General features: G+C 62.9%; 17 protein-coding genes. 5 read left to right on the top strand and 12 right to left on the bottom strand.

The features are described from left to right. From M2400_RS07965 to M2400_RS07950, 4 genes are all read right to left on the bottom strand, one after another. The gene (locus tag M2400_RS07965) at positions 1 to 834 is read right to left on the bottom strand and encodes an oxidoreductase (protein ID WP_177077567.1); all 834 of its coding nucleotides are present in this window, start codon (positions 832 to 834) and stop codon (positions 1 to 3) included. Between the two features lie 118 nt (positions 835 to 952). Then, positions 953 to 2815, bottom strand: a complete 1863-nt coding sequence (locus M2400_RS07960) for an FUSC family protein (RefSeq protein WP_259195798.1) — start codon at positions 2813 to 2815, stop codon at positions 953 to 955. Beyond that, the gene (locus M2400_RS07955) at positions 2815 to 3723 is read right to left on the bottom strand and encodes an HlyD family secretion protein (RefSeq protein ID WP_177133410.1); all 909 of its coding nucleotides are present in this window, start codon (positions 3721 to 3723) and stop codon (positions 2815 to 2817) included. The genes M2400_RS07960 and M2400_RS07955 overlap by 1 nt, the downstream gene beginning before the upstream one ends. Positions 3724 to 3733: 10 nt before the next feature. After that, on the bottom strand, positions 3734 to 4024 hold the full coding sequence (locus M2400_RS07950) for a DUF1656 domain-containing protein (RefSeq protein WP_259195778.1): 291 nt from the start codon (positions 4022 to 4024) through the stop codon (positions 3734 to 3736). A gap of 25 nt (positions 4025 to 4049) precedes the next feature. On the opposite strand from M2400_RS07950, the gene M2400_RS07945 reads away from it, so the two are divergent. Further along, entirely contained in the window at positions 4050 to 4844 is a 795-nt protein-coding gene (locus M2400_RS07945) for a helix-turn-helix domain-containing protein (protein ID WP_259195779.1), read from the top strand. A gap of 23 nt (positions 4845 to 4867) precedes the next feature. Here M2400_RS07945 and M2400_RS07940 read toward each other — a convergent pair whose 3' ends face one another. The 8 genes from M2400_RS07940 to M2400_RS07905 all read right to left on the bottom strand — a co-directional run bounded on the left by M2400_RS07940 (position 4868) and on the right by M2400_RS07905 (position 13777). Beyond that, positions 4868 to 6115, bottom strand: a complete 1248-nt coding sequence (locus M2400_RS07940) for an OprD family porin (RefSeq protein ID WP_259195780.1) — start codon at positions 6113 to 6115, stop codon at positions 4868 to 4870. Positions 6116 to 6154: 39 nt separating this feature from the next. Then, a complete protein-coding gene (locus M2400_RS07935) occupies positions 6155 to 7489 on the bottom strand; it encodes an MFS transporter (protein ID WP_259195782.1) in 1335 nt (444 codons plus the stop codon). Between the two features lie 55 nt (positions 7490 to 7544). Beyond that, positions 7545 to 8306, bottom strand: a complete 762-nt coding sequence (locus tag M2400_RS07930) for a 1,6-dihydroxycyclohexa-2,4-diene-1-carboxylate dehydrogenase (protein WP_177045363.1) — start codon at positions 8304 to 8306, stop codon at positions 7545 to 7547. A gap of 10 nt (positions 8307 to 8316) precedes the next feature. Beyond that, on the bottom strand, positions 8317 to 9339 hold the full coding sequence (gene benC, locus M2400_RS07925; RefSeq protein ID WP_259195783.1) for a benzoate 1,2-dioxygenase electron transfer component BenC: 1023 nt from the start codon (positions 9337 to 9339) through the stop codon (positions 8317 to 8319). Between the two features lie 10 nt (positions 9340 to 9349). Then, on the bottom strand, positions 9350 to 9838 hold the full coding sequence (gene benB, locus M2400_RS07920) for a benzoate 1,2-dioxygenase small subunit (RefSeq protein ID WP_008433833.1): 489 nt from the start codon (positions 9836 to 9838) through the stop codon (positions 9350 to 9352). Beyond that, positions 9835 to 11211 carry a Rieske 2Fe-2S domain-containing protein gene (locus M2400_RS07915; protein WP_259195784.1) on the bottom strand — a complete coding sequence of 459 codons (1377 nt, stop codon included), beginning with the start codon at positions 11209 to 11211 and terminating at the stop codon, positions 9835 to 9837. Before M2400_RS07915 ends, benB begins: the two co-directional genes overlap by 4 nt. A gap of 85 nt (positions 11212 to 11296) precedes the next feature. Continuing rightward, positions 11297 to 12256 (bottom strand): AraC family transcriptional regulator, encoded by a 960-nt coding sequence (locus tag M2400_RS07910; RefSeq protein WP_259195785.1) that lies wholly within the window; start codon positions 12254 to 12256, stop codon positions 11297 to 11299. A 120-nt stretch (positions 12257 to 12376) separates the two neighbouring features. After that, positions 12377 to 13777, bottom strand: a complete 1401-nt coding sequence (locus M2400_RS07905; RefSeq protein ID WP_259195786.1) for a DHA2 family efflux MFS transporter permease subunit — start codon at positions 13775 to 13777, stop codon at positions 12377 to 12379. Positions 13778 to 14041: 264 nt separating this feature from the next. Between M2400_RS07905 and M2400_RS07900 the strand changes: the two genes are divergently transcribed. Genes M2400_RS07900 through M2400_RS07880 form a run of 4 tightly spaced genes read left to right on the top strand, consistent with a single transcriptional unit; the run spans position 14042 to position 17961 of the window. After that, positions 14042 to 14887 carry an ABC transporter substrate-binding protein gene (locus M2400_RS07900; RefSeq protein WP_259195787.1) on the top strand — a complete coding sequence of 282 codons (846 nt, stop codon included), beginning with the start codon at positions 14042 to 14044 and terminating at the stop codon, positions 14885 to 14887. A 16-nt stretch (positions 14888 to 14903) separates the two neighbouring features. Then, positions 14904 to 16412, top strand: a complete 1509-nt coding sequence (locus M2400_RS33385) for an amino acid ABC transporter permease/ATP-binding protein (RefSeq protein WP_177045382.1) — start codon at positions 14904 to 14906, stop codon at positions 16410 to 16412. A 17-nt stretch (positions 16413 to 16429) separates the two neighbouring features. Further along, positions 16430 to 17095, top strand: a complete 666-nt coding sequence (locus M2400_RS07885) for a GntR family transcriptional regulator (protein WP_177045384.1) — start codon at positions 16430 to 16432, stop codon at positions 17093 to 17095. A 14-nt stretch (positions 17096 to 17109) separates the two neighbouring features. Beyond that, entirely contained in the window at positions 17110 to 17961 is an 852-nt protein-coding gene (locus tag M2400_RS07880) for a DUF1989 domain-containing protein (RefSeq protein ID WP_003210853.1), read from the top strand. Positions 17962 to 17990: the final 29 nt, after the last annotated feature.

The raw sequence follows: 17990 nt of genomic DNA, 5'->3' as shown, positions 1-17990 counted from the left end.
TCAACCATCCGTAGAACGCGTCAACGCCTCCCACTGATCGATATCCCGCAGCGATTGCGCGAGCTTTTCCCGCACATACCCCAGCGCATCACTGCCCAGCAGCAGGTGCGCCGGTGGGTTGTCGCTGGCAATCAGCGTCAACATCGCCTGCGCGGCTTTTTGCGGGTCACCCAATTGGTGGCCGCTTTTCGCTTCCCGCGCCTGGCGCACCGGATCGAAGCTGGCGTCGTAATCGGCAATGCTGCGGGGCGTGCGCTGCATCGAGCGGCCGGCCCAGTCGGTGCGAAACGAGCCCGGCGCCACGGCCGTGACGAAAATGTTGAATGGCTTGAGTTCCTTGCTCAGGGTGTCGGAGATGCCCTCCAGCGCGAACTTGCTGGCGCAGTAGTAGGCGATGCCCGGCATGGTAATGGTGCCGCCCATGGACGTGATGTTGATGATGTGCCCGCTGCGGCGCTGGCGGAAGTACGGCACGAAGGCCTTGGTCACGGCAACCGCGCCGAATACGTTGACGTCGAACTGACGACGCATTTCTTCCAGCGGCGACTCTTCGAAAATGCCTTCGTGCCCATAACCGGCGTTGTTCACCAGCACGTCCACCGGGCCGAAGCGGGTCTCCACCTCGGCGACGACGCTGTCGATCCGCTCAAAGTCGGTGACATCCAGGATTACCCCATGGGCACGTTCCGCAGACAACGCTTCAAACCCTTGCAAGGCCTCCTGGTTGCGTACGGTGCCAATGACGTGGTGGCCGGCAGCCAATGCCTCTGCTGCCAGCGCCTTGCCAAAGCCGCTGCTGATGCCGGTGATGAACAGGGTTTTTTGCGTACTCATAGGAAATGGCCCTCGGTGGATGTGTACCCATGGTAGCCAGGTAATCAGTGTCGTCCTATGCCGGTAAATCTATGAGGCTTGCCTATTCCTATGATCCTTGCGAGCCACCGCCCGCGGCTCAGTGCGTGTTTGCTGAAACCTGTGTGTACTGGTCGAGCAGCCCGGCCAAATCCTGGTAGCAAGCCGCCAGCTCGTGGGCGCCCAACCGGGTCAATGACCTGGCGGTCCGCCGCGCCTGGGCCGCCCTGACGGATGAATGGGCGGCGTACCGGGAAATGCGCCGAGCGCCGGTTTGTGCGCATCTGGCGATCAATGAGTCAGGCTCCAGGTCGCGGGTCTTGCGGTGCAGTAACCTCAACTGTCGACCCAACTGAAGCGACACGGCACCCGCCTCATCGGTGCCCGACACCGCCTGCAGGGCAACGAGGCGTTGCTGTTGGGTGGCCTGCCACTTCAGCAGGTCCAGACGATGCCCATGACGCAGCAACCGGCGCGTGTCGTTATGCAGCGCCTTGCGCAGGACGTGGGCGTGGCTGGCGGTTTTTCCCGGCAGCAGTTGGAAGGCCAACAGGCAGATGGCAAGCGTCACCATCCAGGCAAGGGCTTGATTGGCGAAGTCGGTGAAGTCGTATTGGGCGGTCCCGGCGGTGCCGACGAGGGTGTTGAAAGTAATCAGGTAGGCGATGCCTTGCAGGGCATGGCGCGCCCGGGTGGTGGCATGAATCCCGACCGCCCAGAACGCAGTCAGCACCACCGTGAGCAACCCGAAACCGCTGATGTGTGGCAACAGCAGGAACTTGCACCCCGCCGCCGCCAGTATTCCGTAGAAGGTTCCCCTGGCAAGGCTCGTGATGCCTTGTTCGGGCGCCGGGCTGGTAGCCAGCAAGGTGCAGTACGGGCCCAGTACGGCCAACAAGGTTGGCCCCTGATCCCAGCCGGTGAGGTACCACACCGCGGCGGTGCCCAGGGTGGCCAGCAACGCTCGCACACCATTACGCAAAGCAGCGCCGTAGTGTCGGTGGAAGCCCACGGCGCGGGCCGGTGTTTGGGGTGCGCGCTCAAGGCAGGCGAAACTCGACAAGGCACTGGCCAGGTTGTCCAGTTGCTCATTCAATCGCGGCTCGCTTGCACGGCTTTCAAGCCTGCATTGCAGCGCCCGGACACGATCGGCCGCAACGGAAAACCCGGGCATGGTTTCAGCCAGCTGTTGCAACTGCGCACCGATACGAGGGTGGGAAGGCCACGCACACTCGTCCAGCACCACGGCATGCAGGTACGCAAGCCCTGCCTGGAGGGTCGCGAGCCTTGCGCGGATCAGCACCGACTCCCCCCGGCCGATGCCGAGAAGGTCGTCCACCTTGCTGATATCAACGGCCAGCGGGCCTTGCGCAATCGCCGGCGCGCCGTCAGTGCGCATGGCCAGCAGCCGCAAGGTGCGGGATGAAACGTCGCGAAGTGCCGCATTCAGTGAGCGCTCCACCGTCTTGCGGCTGAACAGCGTGGCCACCAGGCTCAGGCTCACCACGCCAAGTACAACGGCCGTGCCCCGCCCGACGATATGCTCGAAACCTTGCTGCGGCTCGACAATGGCGGGGCCCAGGGCAAGGCAAACGGTGTAGCCGGCCACCACCGCCGCCGTGGCCTGGTAGTGCCGAAGCACGGTCATGGCTCCGACACAGAGGCCGAGCCACACGCCGATTCCGAGGATGAACAGCAGCATTTTCTGGGCGAACAGGCTGGTCAGCATCAAGGCGGCCGCCAACCCCACCAGGGTACCCAGCGCCCGGTTGAAGCCCTTGCCCACCACCGCGCCCTGTAGCGGATGGATCAGCAACAACACGGTTGACGCGGCCGAGAACGGCGAATCCAGGTGTAGCTGAAACCCCAGCCACAGGGCCAATGAGGCCGCCATCAGGCTGCGCAGTACGTAGCCCGATATCGCAGGTTCCCATGCCCCCAGCATGCGTAGCGCACGTCCCATCACATGAACGCCTGCAGCCATTGCACCAGCCTCCAGCGCGGCGCGGCACCCGCCTCGCTGACCTCAATGCTGGCGGTCATCCCTGCCGCCAGCTCCACGCCCGCCGGCACCTTGTCCAGCTCGATGCGCACGGGCACCCGCTGAGCCAGGCGTATCCAGCTGAACGTCGGCGCCACTTGAGGCAAACCACTGTTGCTGCGCAACTCGTTGCCGTCGGCGATGCCTCGGCCAATGCTTGCCACATGCCCCTCAAGCAGCGGTGCATAGCCCATGAGCTTGATAGCGGCCGAAGCGCCGACGTTGACGCCAGACAACTTGGTCTCCTCGAAGTAGCCGGTGACCCAGAAGCTATGGCTGTCGACCACAAAGATATTGGTCTCGCCGGCCGTGGCGTAGTCACCCGGCTGAAGCCGCAGCTGAGTCACATAGCCGTCCACCGGCGAACGAATCGTCGTGCGGTCCAGGTCAAGCCGCGCATGGGCCAACTGGCTCTGGGCCGCATCCAGGCGCGCCCTGGCCACTGCCAGGTCGCGGGCCGCGTTGTCGGTTTCTTCCCGGGCAATGGCATCGCCGAGCTGGTTGCGGCGCTTGAGCTGTGCGCTGCGCTGCTCGAACACACTGCGTGCCTCGGCAAGCTCGGCCGCGCGCTGTTGCTGGGCCAGCAGGTAGCTGCTGCGGTCGATCTGATACAGCAAGGCGCCCTTGGCCACCCACTGGTTGTCGCCCACCAGCAGGTGTTCCACCTGGCCGGAGACCTCGGGGGCAATACGGATGACCTGCGCGCTGACCCGCCCGTCCCGCGTCCAGGGCGCCAGTTCATAGGCGCGCCACAACTGCGTACAGAACAGCAATGCCGTCAGCCCGAGCACCAGGGTCACGAGGGCCTTGAGGATGTGTTTGATCGTCATCGCGGCGCCTTCAAAACGTCAGGACCAGGGTCGAGAGCACGATCAGTGACACAAAGAAACGCGCCAGGCTGGGGTGCCAGGTCCAGTCCAGCCAGCGCCGCAGGATCCGCTCCAGCAGCGCGTAAACCAGGGCTGCAACCCCCACGTAGAGCAAGAAAGGCGGGAGGTAGAGGTGGGCAATCGTTATTTCGCTGAGCATCGGTTGAATCTCGCCGTCGGCAATCACCTTGATGGCCTTGGTGACGATGGTAGGGGCTGCAAGGCCTTGCCGATATTGAGTATGCTGCCAGGATATAATCAAATTCAGACAATCGAGGCGATGCGCAATGGGCGAGATGAAGCTGCAGGGAATTGATCAATTCGAACTGGACAGTTTCGATCAGCCCGCCGTCGCGTTGATGCTCGGCAGCCAGCGCAACGACACCGAATTCCCGGTGCACAGCCACCGCAAGGGCCAACTGGTGGTGGCGTATCACGGCGGTATCGTGTGCACCGTGGAGGATGGCGTATGGATGGTGCCGTCGGGCTTCGGCGTGTGGATTCCCGGCGGTGTGGCCCACAGCAACCGTGTGACCGCCAACGGCAGCATCGGCTTTCTGTTTGTGGAACCCGGCGCTGCCGCCTTACCGGAGAAATGCTGCACCCTGGTGCTTTCGCCGCTGGTCCTGGAGTTGATCCTGCACCTGAGCGCCCAAGCCCAAGACTACCCGCCCGCCTCTGCCAATGCCCGGGTGGCGAGCGTGCTCCTCGAACAACTGGAACTGGCCCCCTCGGAGCAGTTGTACCTGCCGCTGCCGGCCACCGCGCAGTTGCGCTTCATCGCCCGCGGCCTGGCCCAGGATCCGGCCAATCGTTGCACCATGGCCCAGTGGGCGCATCAGGTCGCCATGAGCGAGCGGTCCCTGGCGCGCTTGGTCAAGCACGAAACAGGCCTGACATTTGGCCAATGGCGCAAGCAATGGCAAATCATCGTGGCCTTGCAGAGCCTGGCCGAGGGCGAGTCGGTGCAACGAACCGCCGAAGCGCTGGGGTACGAGTCGGTCAGTTCGTTCATCAGCATGTTTCGCAAGACACTGGGCTCGTCGCCGGCGCGTTATATCCGCGGTACTGCAACGCGTTAGCCGAGCCCGTGCCAGGGCGCCGTTTAGAGCAGCTTCCAGGTGTAACTGAGGATCAGCCGGTTCTCGTCGATATCACTGCGGTAGTTCGAGCGGGCCATCACGTTACGCACCCGAACCCCCACACCGCTCAACGCGCCGCTTTGCACCACATAGCCGATATCCAGGTCACGCTCGCGGTCACGGCCTTCGTAACCGGCGCCAGTGGTCACGTTGTTGCCGGTGATATAGCGCACGGTGGTGGTCAACCCCGGAATGCCCAGCGCGGCGAAGTCATAGTCGTATCGCGCTTGCCAGGAACGTTCGTCGGTGTAGGCGAACTCGTAGGTGGGCACCTCGTTGCCCAGCGGCGAGATGTTCGCAAACACCCGCGGGAAGGCACTGTCGCCGTACATGGCCTGGTAACCGACATAGAACGTGTGCCCGCCACGCCTGGCCGACAGCAGCGAAAAAAACGCCTGGTTGTCGATCTTGCCGAGCAACTTATCGCCGTCTTCCCGCGCAGTGTAGTAACCCAGGTTGGCGCCGAGCACCCAGTCGCCCATGGGCTGGCTGTGCTTGAGCCCGATAAAGTCCTGGCGGTAGATGTCTTTGAGTTGGCCGTGCCAGTAGCTGGCTGTGGTGCGGTTGGTGTTGAAGGCGTAGTCGCCACCGACGTAGTTGAACGCGTCACTCTCGGCTCCGCGCTGCGGCACATGGCCGAGCATGGCGATCATCTTTTCGTCGCCGGCCTCGTTGCGCAGGCTGGTGGTGGTCAAATGCCCGGCCTGCAGCGTGAGCCCCGCGATTTCACCGGAACTTACGCTCACGCCCTGGTAACTCGGCGGCAGCAGGCGAATATCACTGAACGCCAGCACCGGCAGGTTGGGTTGCAGCTCGCCGACTTTCAGTTCGGTTTTGGAGAACTTCGCCTTGAAGGTCAGCCCCAAACGGCTGTAGTCATCCGGCGCGCTGCCATCGCCCTTGACCGGGAGCAAACCGGTATTGGCCCGGTCCGGGCTGCTGTCGAGCTTGAGGCCCAGGGTGCCCAGTGCATCCAGGCCAAAGCCCACGGGCCCCGGGGTGTAGCCGGATTTGTAGGTCAGGATAAAACCCTGGCCCCACTCCTCTGCCTTGGATTGTTTGTTGGCGCCGACGATGTCGGAGAAGTCGCGGCTGAAGTAGTAGTTGCGGGCCTGCAAGCTGGCCGTGGAGCCTTCGATAAAACCGCCCTCAGCCGCCGTCGCCGCAAGGGGCATCCCTAGCAGGGATAGCCAGATACGTTGTGTTTTCATGTCGTTGCTCTTAGTTATTGTTATCGACAGATCTGGAAGTTACTGCGCCGGTGCGACTACCCCCGCAGGCCGGTCTCGATGCTCATTCAACGCATACGCGGTCATCGCCAGCACCGCGACAGCCCCGGGAATCGCAAAGGCCATGAAGTTCAGGTGCAGGGGCAGTTCAATCCCCATCAGCGCGCCGCCCAACAGCGGGCCGACGATGGCGCCGGTGCGGCCAATGCCGGACGCCCAGCCCAGGCCCGTGGCGCGAATGGACAAGCCATAGAGTTGCGCAGCCCCGGCGTACAGCAGGATTTGCGTGCCGATGGTGGTGGCGCCCGCAAAAAAGATCAGCAGGTACAGGACCGGCATCGGGCTCTTGATGCCCAGCAGGCTGATGGACACCAGCGCGGCGATGAAGAAGCCGATCACTACCTTCACCAGGTTCAGCCGGTCACACAGCCAGCCACCGACCAGCGCCCCGGCGATGCCACCAAAGTTCAGGGCCAGCAGGAACGACAGGCTCGATCCCAGGCTGTAACCGGCACCGGCCATCAGTTTGGGCAGCCATGAACTCAGGGCGTAGACCATCAACAGGCAGCAGAAAAACGCGACCCAGATCGCCGCCGTGCGTAACGCCAGGCCATGGCGAAACAGCTCCAGCACCGAGGCGCCCTTGCCTTTGCCGGCGCTGATATGCAGCTCATCTTCCGGGTCGATCCGGGTGTGCGGCGACAGACGCTTGAGCAGCGCACGCGCCTGTTCCTTGCGGCCCTGGCGAATCAGGAAGCCGATGGATTCGGGCAGCCAATACACAATCAGCGGCATCAGCAGCAGCGGGATAGCCGCGGCGAAGAACATCGATGGCCAGCCAAAACGCGGCAGCATGAAAATCCCCACACCGGCCGAAAGCATGCCGCCCAGCGAGTAACCGCCGAACATCACCGCCATCAGGATGCTGCGCATTTTCTTCGGTGCGTATTCAGTAATCAGTGCGGCCGCGTTGGGCATCAGGCCGCCACAGCCAAGCCCGGCAATAAACCGGCAGATCCCGAATTCAGTCGGGTTGCTGGCAAAGCCGTTAACCACGGTGGCGACGCTGAACAATGCAAAGCAGATGGCAATGCCTTTACGGCGGCCGAACTTGTCGGCCAGGCTGCCGAAAATCAGCGCGCCAAACATCATCCCAAACAGTGCGTAACTGCCCAGGGCTCCGGCCTGCAAGGGCGTCAGGCCCCATTCCTGCATGATCGACGGCAACACCACGCCGTAGATGAACAAGTCATAGCCGTCAAAGATCAACAGCACGGCACACAGGCTGACCACCAGCCAGTGAAAACGGTTGAAACGGGCGTTATCGATAATCGAATTGACGTCGTGGGTACGCATGGCAGTGCTCTCATTATTGTTGTTGTGAGTCAGTGTCTGCAGGTACAGCGGTGGATCAGCCGAGGTCGCCACCTCCTACCGGCAAGGTCACGCCGGTGATGTAGGAGGCCTCGTCGCAGGCCAGGAACAGAATCGCGCCGGCCTGCTCGTCAATGCTGCCGTAGCGTTTCATCGGGCTGCTGTCGAGGGTCTGGTCGACGATCTGTTGGTACCAGACGCGCTCCTGGTCGCTCTGGGGCTGGTTGTTGCGCGGGATCCGCCGTGGTGGTGCCTCGGTGCCGCCGGGCGCGGTGGCGTTGACCCGGATGCCGCTGCCGGCGGTCTCCAGGGCCAGGCACGCGGTCAGGGCGTTGACACCGCCCTTGGCCGCGCCATAGGGCACGCGATTCACCCCGCGGGTGGCCACGGACGAGACATTCACGATGGCGCCACTGCCCTGCTCCAGCATGTAGGGCAACACGCAATGGCAGCACCACAGCGTCGGGAACAGCGAGCGGCGTACCTCGGCTTCGATTTCATTCTCGGCGTAGTGCTCGAACGGCTTGGCCCAGATGGTCCCGCCCACGTTGTTCACCAGAATATCGATACGCCCGAAGCGCGCCTTCGCGGCGGCCATGACGCGGGCGCATTCGGCATGCTGCTCCAGGTCGGCGGTGAGGATCAGCGCCCGTTCATGCTGCAACTCATGCACGAGCTCCGAGCGATCCACCGCCACCAGCCAGGCGCCCTCTTCCAGCAAACGCTCGGCCACGCGGCGGCCAATGCCCTGGGCGGCGCCGGTCACCAGCGCCACCTTGGTGTTAAAACGTGAATTCATAGCGGTGTCCTCAGGCTGCATCGCCGGTGACGATGGCGTTGGGGGTGAACTTCTCGTAGTGGAAGCTGGCCGGCGTTACGCCATGGGCCTTGAAGTGCTGGCGTACCGCGTCGACCATCGGTGGCGGCCCGCACAGGTACACATCCACGTCGCCTTCGTTCAGCAGGTCTGCGGCCATGTGCTGGGTGACGTAGCCCTGCCGGGGATGCGCGGTCTGCGGGTCGGCCACGCAGGTGACAAAACTGAAGGTGGGCAGGTGTTTGGCGAAGGCTTCAAGCACCTCGACCATCACCAGGTCCTGGTCCCGGGTCACGCCGTAGATCAGCGTCACCGGCCGGGTTTCCCCGCGTTCGACGAGCACTTCAAGCATCGACAGGAACGGCGCCAACCCGGTACCGCCCGCCAGCAACAACAAGGGCCGGGCCACTTCACGCAGGTAAAAGCTGCCCAGTGGCCCGGTCATCGGTACCGCGTCCCCCGGCTGGGCACGCTCCAGCCAGCCACTCATCAACCCGCCGGGCACGTGCTTGATCAGGAAACTGGCGCGCGTGTCGCCGGGCTTGCTGCTGAAGGAATACGAGCGGGTCTGCCCACTGTCGGGCACACCGATATTCACGTATTGCCCCGGCAGGAATACCGGCGCCTGGTCCAGGTCGAAGCTGACTTCCAACGCCGCATCGGCATGCCGGGTAATGCTCGCCACCGTGGCGGCAAACTGCGCGGTGCCGGTCTTGCACGCACCCGACGGCACCGGCACGGCAATCACGCAGTCCGATTGCGGCACCATCTGGCAGGTCAATACCTGGCGCTCAACGGCTTCCTCTTCGCTCAGGGCGTCTTCGATGTAGTCGTCGCCCAAGTCATAGGCGCCGGTTTCACAGCGGCATTTGCAGGTGCCGCACACACCGTCGGAGCAGTCCATGGGCAGGTTGATACGTTGGCGAAAGGCCGCGTCGAGGACCTTTTCACCTACCTTGCAGTCGATGAAACGGGTCACCCCGTCCTCGAAGTTCAGGGCGATGGAGTACGTCATGGGCGTGTCCTCAGATGTGGTAGATATCGATGACCTGGTGGATGTAGTCGTTTTTCAGCACCACCTTCTTGCGCGTGATCAGCGGCTGTTCGGCGCGAATGTCCAGGCGGTAGAACGAGGTGCCGAAATACGTATCCGTGGTCTTGTAACGATGGCTGAGGGTTTGCCAGTTGAAACGCAGCTCCACGTGTTGACCGTCGTCGGCCAGCACTTCGAGGTTGGTGATCAGGTGCGCGGTGCGCGGTTCCGGGGTGCTGGCGCTGGAGCGTTCGGTCTTGATCCGGAACACGCGGTCTTCCAGGCCGTCGCGGCTGGGGTAATAGATCAGCGAGATTTCACTTTGGGGGTCTTCGGTCAGGGTGTCGTGGTCGTCCCACGCGGGCATCCAGTACTCGACCTTGGGTGAGTAACATTCAAGCCATTCGTCCCACTGGCGGTCATCCAGCAGGCGGGCTTCGCGGTACAGAAAGTCCAGCAGGCGGTCGCGGGAAGCACTCATGCCAGCACCTCCTTGTCTGTGGCGATCAAGCGTTGCTGCTCCTGCTGGATCGCACGTTGCAGGCTTTGCGCCCAATGGGCGTGCTGGCGCACGAACAGGCCTTCGTCTTCGGTTTTCACCCCGCTGAGCTGCGGGTGCATGCCCATGGCCCGGGCGTTTTCGTCGGCGCCCTCGACCCACTGTTTCGCGCCACGGCTGAGGTCATTCCACAAGGTGGTCGCGCCCTGGTAGCCGGTCTGGCAGGCGCGGAATTCTTCCAGGTCATCCGGCGTGCCCATGCCGCTGACGTTGAAAAAATCTTCGTACTGGCGAATGCGCGTGGTGCGCTCCTCGGCGCTTTCGCCCTTGGGTGCCATGCAGTAGATCGTGACTTCGGTCTTGTCCACGGCAATCGGCCGTACCACGCGAATCTGCGTGGAGAACTGGTCCATCAGGTACACATTCGGGTAGAGGCACAGGTTGCGGGTTTGATCGACGATAAAGTCGGCGCGTTCCTGGCCCAGGCGCTCGGCCAGGGCCTCACGGTGCGCATGCACCGGGCGCACCTGCGGGTTGAGCAGGCGCGTCCACAGCAGGATATGACCGTGCTCGAAGGCGTAGACACCGCCGAGGCTTTTCGACCAGCCATTGGCGTCCACGGTGCGGGTGCCTTCGGCTTCGTAGTTGCGCCGGCCCATGGTCGCCGAGTAGTTCCAGTGCACGGAGCTGACGTGATAACCGTCGGCGCCGTTTTCGATCTGCAGCTTCCAGTTACCGTCATACACATAGGATGAACTGCCTCGCAGTACCTCCAGGCCCAGCGGTGCCTGGTCGACCATCTGGTCGATGATCACCCGGGTTTCACCCAAATAATCACTCAGTTCCGGCACCGACTCGCTGAGGCTGCCGAACAGGAAGCCGCGATAGTTTTCGAAGCGGCCCAGGCGCTTGAGGTCGTGGGAGCCGTCACAGTCAAAGCTGTCGGGATAGGCGCCGGTCTTGGCGTCTTTCACTTTGAGCAGCTTGCCGGCGTTGTTGAAGGTCCAGCCGTGGAACGGGCAGGTAAACGAGCCTTTGTTGCCTTGTTTGCGGCGGCAGAGCATGGCGCCACGGTGGGCGCAGGCGTTGACCAGGCCGTGGAGCGTGCCGTGTTTGTCGCGGGTGATGACCACGGGTTGGCGGCCGATCCAGGTGGTGAAGTAGTCGTTGATCTCTGGCACCTGGCTTTCGTGCGCCAGGTAGACCCAGCCCCCTTCGAAAATATGCTTCATCTCCAGGTCGAACAGGTCGGGGTCGGTGAAGATGTCGCGGCGGCAACGGAACACCCCGGTGGCGGGATCTTCCTGGACGGAGTCGCGCAATTGTCGGGCGAGTCGGTCAAATGTGCTGATCATGGGGTAGGCCCTCGGTTGTTCTTGTATCAGGCACCTCCACCTTATGTACTTGCCCTACCCGTCAATATCCGCTGGCTGCAAATCGTTATCCGCCTGGCGCAAGCCGGCGCTTCCAGGTGTAGGACGGCAGCTCGCCAAAGCGTTTGCGGTAGGCCTCGGAGAACCGCCCCAGGTGCACAAACCCGTGGTCCAGCGCCACTTCGGTGACGCTGCGCGCAGCGCCCCGCTGCAACACGGCGTGCACCCGCTCCAGTTTGCGTTGGCGGATATAGTCACGGGGCGAAACGCCGACCTGGCGTTCAAACAAGGTATACAGCGAGCGCTCGCTGACCTTGGCCGCGGCCATCAGTTGCTCAGTGCTGATGTCGTCGGTCAAATGCTCCTCGATAAACTCGCGCAGCGCTTCAAAGCCGCCGCGCTGATCGGGCCGGGGGATCACGCGCAGCACGTTGCTGCCCAGCAGCGCCAGCAGCTTGTTTGCCACGACGCGCTCATACAGGCCCTGCAGTTCGGGCTCGGCGGCGTTTTCCGCCTCGTGGCAGATCAGCCCGAGCAACGGCAGGAACCCGCCCATTTCAGTCAGCACATGCCGCGCCGCCGCGAAACGGATGCCATCCTGGGGCAGCGTCCAGTGCTGCTCAAGGCAGGCGTTTTCCAGCAGGCGCACCGGCAATTTGATGATGAATTTTTCGCAGTCTGCGGAATAGGTCAGGTCCACCGGGTCATCCGGGTTGATCAGCAGGATCTCCCCCGGCCCGAACACCAGTTCCTCGCCCCGAGCGTTCGAGCGGCAATGGCCCTGGAGCAGTACCTGCAGGTGGTAAATGGTTTCCAGCGCTACCGACGTCACCCGCACCGGCGCGCCGTAGCTGATACGGCACAGGTCCAGGCTGGAAAAGGTCCGGTGGCTGATGCTCGCCTGCGGGCGCCCTTTGGGAGGCAGGCGGATGCGGTGGCTGCCCACATGCTGGTTCACATAGTCCGACACCACATAGGCATCGGCACGCTCAAATATCTGGCTGCGCTCACTCAATAGCACGGTCATGGTTGCGCCTCTTTTATTATTATGGGCCCCGATTTTCTGCTTCAACGCAGAGTGCTGCCGGGGGCACAGGCCGTCCAATATTCAATAGGTGTTGCTTCATACCCCGAAGGTATCGTGGGCTCACTTGCGTTGCAGCACCGATTCTCCCGCCTGGGCCGGAAGCCGCAGGTTATCCAGCAATGCCGCGCCGGCAATCACCGCCACCCACAGGAACGTCAGCTGAAAATCGGCGGTCGCGGCCTGCCCGGTGTTGCCGTGTAAATTCATGGCAAAACGTAACAACAGCGCACCAATCGCCACGCCCATGGCCATGCTCAGCTGGAAAAACATGCTGAACAAGGTAGACGCATCGCTCATCTGCGCCTTGGGTATGTCGGCAAACCCCAGGGTGTTGAACAAGGTGAACTGCATGGAGCGTGACAGGCCGCCCACGAACAGAATGAACAGGATCAGCGTCCAGCTCATGCGCTGGTCCAGCAACGCGCACGCGGCAATCGCCAGTACGCCGAGAATGCCGTTGATCATCAGCACCGGACGAAAACCCCAGCGCTGCATCACCGCTGTGGTGAAGGGTTTCATCGCCAGGTTGCCGGCAAATACCGCCAGCACCAGCAACCCCGCATCGAAGGCAGAGAGCCCGAACGCCAGTTGAAACATCAACGGCAGCAGGAACGGCAAGGTGCTGATGGCCACCCGGAAAATCGACCCGCCGCACAGGCACACACTGAACGTGCGCACGCTCACCACCTCCAGCGCCAGCAACGGCTGTGCATGCCGGCGCATATGGCGCCAGGCAAAGGCGCCAAGCATCATGCCGGCGGCACTGAGCAACAGGCCCTGCAACAGGCTGCCACGGCTTTGCCCGAGCAACTCGACGCCGTACAACAGCGCCGCACTGGCGACGCCTACCAGCAGGAAACCGCTGAAATCGAAGGTGCGTGACGTCACTTCGTCACGCTTGGGGATCAGTACCAGCGTAGCGATCAATGCCAGCAAACCCAGCGGCAGGTTGAGGTAGAAAATCCACGGCCAGGATGCGTGAGTGACGATAAACCCGCCCACCGGCGGCCCGAGTATCGGCGCCACAAGGCCGGGCCAGGTGATAAATGAAATCGCCCGCACCAGGTCTTTTTTCTCGGTAGCCCGCAGCACTGCCAGGCGCCCTACCGGCACCATCATCGCCCCGCTGATGCCCTGCAACACGCGCGCGGCGACGAAGGTCTGCAGGCTGTCACTCAAGCCGCACAGCAACGAAGACAGGCTGAACAGCACGATCGCCCAACCGAATACCAGCCGCGAGCCAAAGCGGTCCGCCAGCCAACCGCTGATGGGAATGAACACCGCGACGGCGAGCATGTAGGCGCTCATCCCGATGTTCACGTCCACCGCGCCCACGCCGAAGGTCTTGGCGATGTCCGGCAGCGCGGTGGCGATCACCGTGGCATCGAGGTTCTCCATGAAGAAGGTGACGGCCACCAACAAGGCGATCAAGGTCGAGCGGCGTTGGGACATCGACGGCATTGCGGTTCACTCACGGTTTTGAATCGGCACTTTATCAATAAGTCGCTTCTTTATGCCCCGCAATATTCCTGCCCCACCACGTAGCGCCCGGTAACGAATCGCCCCGATTTGGTGTGCGCGTGTACAAAAAAAGGCCCTCTCACGCTTAAAAAACCGTCAAAAACCGCGCAAAACCATTAGTTGGCACGATAACGGCTTACTGGTTAATACAGGATTGTTGAACAATCCAAATCACCCCTGTATCCAGTAACCGAGGCGACGAACATGCAAAAAGGTCTGACGGGCAACACCACCATGCGCACCCTGGGGCTGGCGATCACCCTGGCGTGTGTGGCACCGCTACTGTCGGCGGCCGAGATCAAGGGCACCCTCAAGCCGGGCGAGCTGTCGATCGGCTCGGACCTCACCTACCCGCCCTACACCTACCTTGAACAAAAAACTCCGGCCGGGTTCGATCCGGAGTTCATGCAGTTGATGGGCACGCAACTGGGACTGAAGCCGCGCTTTCTCGACACGCGTTTCGCCAACCTGATCCTCGGCGTCAACGCCCAGCGCTTCGACGTGGTGGCCTCGGCGTTGTATGTCACCCCCGAGCGTGCCAAGCAGGTGGACTTCCTCAGCTACCTGAAGACCGGCTCGTCGCTGATGGTACTCAGCGCCGGCGACTTCAAACCCCAGCGCCCGGAAGACCTGTGTGGCAAGCGCGTCGGCTCGATCAAGGGTGCGTCGTGGGTGCCAAAGCTGAACAAAGTCTCGGCTGAATACTGCCTCCCTGCGGGCAAGCCGGCGATCGAGTCCCGCGAGTTCCCGACCTCCCCGGAAGCCGCCCAGGCCCTGCTCGCCCAGGCGGTCGATGTGCAGATGGAAGACGCAGCGGTGGCCAAGATCACCGTCGAAAAGCTGCAAGGCAAAACCGTGATCAGCTCCAGCGAGCTGATCTACCCGGTGGTGGTCGGCCTGGCCGTGCGCAAGGAAAACCCGGCACTGCTCCAGGAACTGACCGGCGCCCTCAGCCAGATCAAGCAGGACGGCAGCTACGGCAAGCTGCTGGCGCGCTACAACCTGGCCGAGCCGAACGCCGCCGAGATCAGTGCGGCGCTGGGTAACTGAAACGCGGAGCACATGTATGCAATTCGATTGGCACTACACCCTGGGCCTGTTGTGGAACGGCGACTTCTGGCGAGCGGTCGGCACCGTGGTCGAGCTGAGCCTGGAAACCTGGCTGCTGGGGATTGTCCTGGGATTCTTCCTGGCCCTGGCCCGACAGTCGGAACGCCGTTGGCTGCGGGACTCCGCCGGCGTCTACATCTGGTTCTTCCGCAGCCTGCCGCTGCTGGTCCTGCTGATCTTCGTCTACAACCTGCCGCAGGTATTTCCGTCCACCAGCGTGGTGCTGTCCAATCCTTACTCGGCGGGTTTGATCGCCCTGGTGCTGAGTGAGGCGGCCTACATCGCCGAGATCCACCGCGGCGGCCTGCTGGCGGTGGTCAAGGGCCAGCGGGAAGCCGGCAAGGCGCTGGGCGTGGGTTATCGTGGCGTGCAGCGGTTGATCGTGGTGCCCCAGGCACTGCGGGTGGCGCTGCCCACACTGGCCAACGAGTACATCACTATCGTCAAGCTGACCTCGTTGGTGTCGGTGATTTCGCTCTCGGAAATCCTGCTGGTGGGGCAACAGCTCTACACCCAGAACTTCCTGGTGATGGAGACCATGCTGGCGGTGGCGTTCTATTACGTGTTCATCGTGACGGTGTTCAGCTGGCTGTTGCGCGTGCTGGAAAACCACCTGGACGTGACCCGCCGCAAACCCAAGGCCATCGCCCCCGCCGAACTTGACGGGGTAGCGACGCGGCGTGCGGCCGGCCAGGCCGAGCCCGGCGAGTTTGCCTTGCAGGCCCGCGCCGTGCGCAAGGCCTATGGCGAGCTGGAGGTGCTCAAGGGCGTGGAACTGAATGTGCGCTGGGGCGAGGTGGTGTCGATCATCGGCCCGTCGGGCTCAGGCAAGACCACGCTGATTCGCACCATGAACGGCCTCGAAAGCCTGGACCGCGGCGAGATCACCCTGCAAGGCCAGCCGTTCCTGCGCGGTACCCGGGAGCCACAAGGCGCGCTGGGACACAAGGTGCATATGCGCGGTATCGTCCACGTCGGCATGGTGTTCCAGGGGTTCAACCTGTTCCCCCACAAGACCGCCCTTGAGAACGTGATGCTCGCGCCCGTCTACCATGCCCATGGTGGCAGCGAAGAATTGCGCCTGTTGAGCCTGGCCCTGTTGCGCAAGGTCGGCATGCTGGAGCACGCCGGCAAATACCCGCACCAGTTGTCCGGCGGCCAACAGCAGCGCGTGGCAATTGCCCGGGCGCTGGCAATGCGGCCCTCGGTGATGCTGTTTGATGAGCCCACCTCGGCCCTCGACCCGGAACTGGTGGGCGACGTGCTGGCGGTGATCGAGGAACTGGCCCGCGAAGGCATGACCATGGTCATCGTCACCCATGAAATGAACTTCGCGTTCAAGCTTTCCGATCGCGTGGTGTTCATGGAAGGTGGCGAGATTATCCAGGACGCCGCGCCCCGTGAAATGCTCGAGCAACGCAGCGAACGCATGACCAAGTTCCTCAAAGACGTCCAACTGGCGTGAGCCCAAGGAGCCCCAACGTGAGCCAAGCCAAGGAACCCAGCCTGTCGCTGGCCGACCAGGTTGCCATCGAACTGCGCGAAGACATCATCGGCGGCCGCCTGCTGCCCGGCATGCCGCTGGTGGAGAGCGAGCTGGTCAACGCCTACAACGCTTCGCGCAATACCGTGCGCGAAGCCTTGCACCACCTGGGCCGCGAAGGCCTGACCAGTTACGTGCGCAATAAAGGCGTGATCGTGCGCCGCCTGGGGGTGGATGAAGTGCGCGACATCTTCAAGGTGCGGCGCACCCTGGAGTTGCAGGCGATTGCCGCCAGCAAGCCGCTGCGCGAATACCAGTCCGACCTGATGCTCGAGTCCATCGAGGCCGCGCAACTGGCCCAGGACCGCGAGAACTGGCAGGCCTTCGGTACCCACAGCCTGCGCTTTCACCAACACATCGTCGGGCTGATGCGCAGCCCGTTGCTGGATGAGTTCTTCACCCATATTGCGGCCCAGATGCGCCTGGTGTTTTCCAACGCCCCCAGCGAGGAAACCTTCCAGAAGCCCTGGCTGGAACGCGACCGGCAGATTCACGACTTGCTGGTTGACGGCCACAAGCAAGCCGCCGGCGAAGCCTTGGCCAGCTACCTCAACGACTCCGAATCGCTGCTGCTGGACATCCTCAGCAGCCTCCCAAAACCCTGAAGCGAGATCCCACCATGTACAAGGACTACCCGGCAGCCTACCAAGTCAGCAAAGGCGCAGCCTTGCAGGTCGACAAAGCCTTCTATGACCGCGTGCGCGAGTCCCGGGACGGGCGCACCCTGATCGAGCAATTCGAAGTGCCGATCCGCACCGGCCGTGCCTGGAAAGTACCGGCAGGCCACGTGTTCCGCGTGACCACCCCGGTTGGCCCGCAGGTCGGTGACTTCAACGTGTGGAGCGCCAACGACCCCCGTGAACGCATGTGGGCAGCGCGCACCCGCCAGCTGCAAGGTGCTCATGTCACGACCTACGACCGCCTGTGGTCGAACCTGCCGTTTTTGCGGCCGATGGTCACCATCACCGACGACAGCCTGGCCGACTACGGCATCGACGAGCACGGCGGGCGTTTGCACGACTTGCTGGGCACGCGCTGCGACCCTTACGTGAACAAGATGCTGACCGGCGAAGACTTCCACCATCACTGCCACTCCAACCTGACCCGCGCGGTGCTGCCCCACGGCCTGACCGAGTTCGATGTGCACGACGTGCTGAACATCTTCCAGTGCACCGGCCTGAACCACGACGACATGTACTTCATGAAAGCCTGCCCGGCCAAGCAGGGCGACTACCTGGAGTTCTTCGCCGAAATCGACCTGCTGTGCGCCCTCTCCACCTGCCCCGGCGGCGACCTGTCGCTGCCGATGTGGGGCCCGGATGCCGAAGACCCGCTGAAGGTGTGCCGGCCGTTGGGGGTTGAGATCTACCGCCTGGACGACGCGCTGCTTGAAGGCTGGAAGCAGCCCGAGCGCGCCGCCTATAACGGCAACCATGGCCTGTTGATTCCCAAGGCTGACTGGGAAAAGTAACGGCCCGACTGACACCTGGGGCCCTGTGC

The sequence above is a fragment of the Pseudomonas sp. BIGb0558 genome (genome assembly GCF_024807515.1).
Taxonomy (GTDB): Bacteria; Pseudomonadota; Gammaproteobacteria; order Pseudomonadales; family Pseudomonadaceae; genus Aquipseudomonas; species Aquipseudomonas yamanorum_A.
The sequence above is the reverse complement of the archived record's forward strand: the minus strand, read 5'-3'. Positions and strand labels throughout refer to the sequence as shown.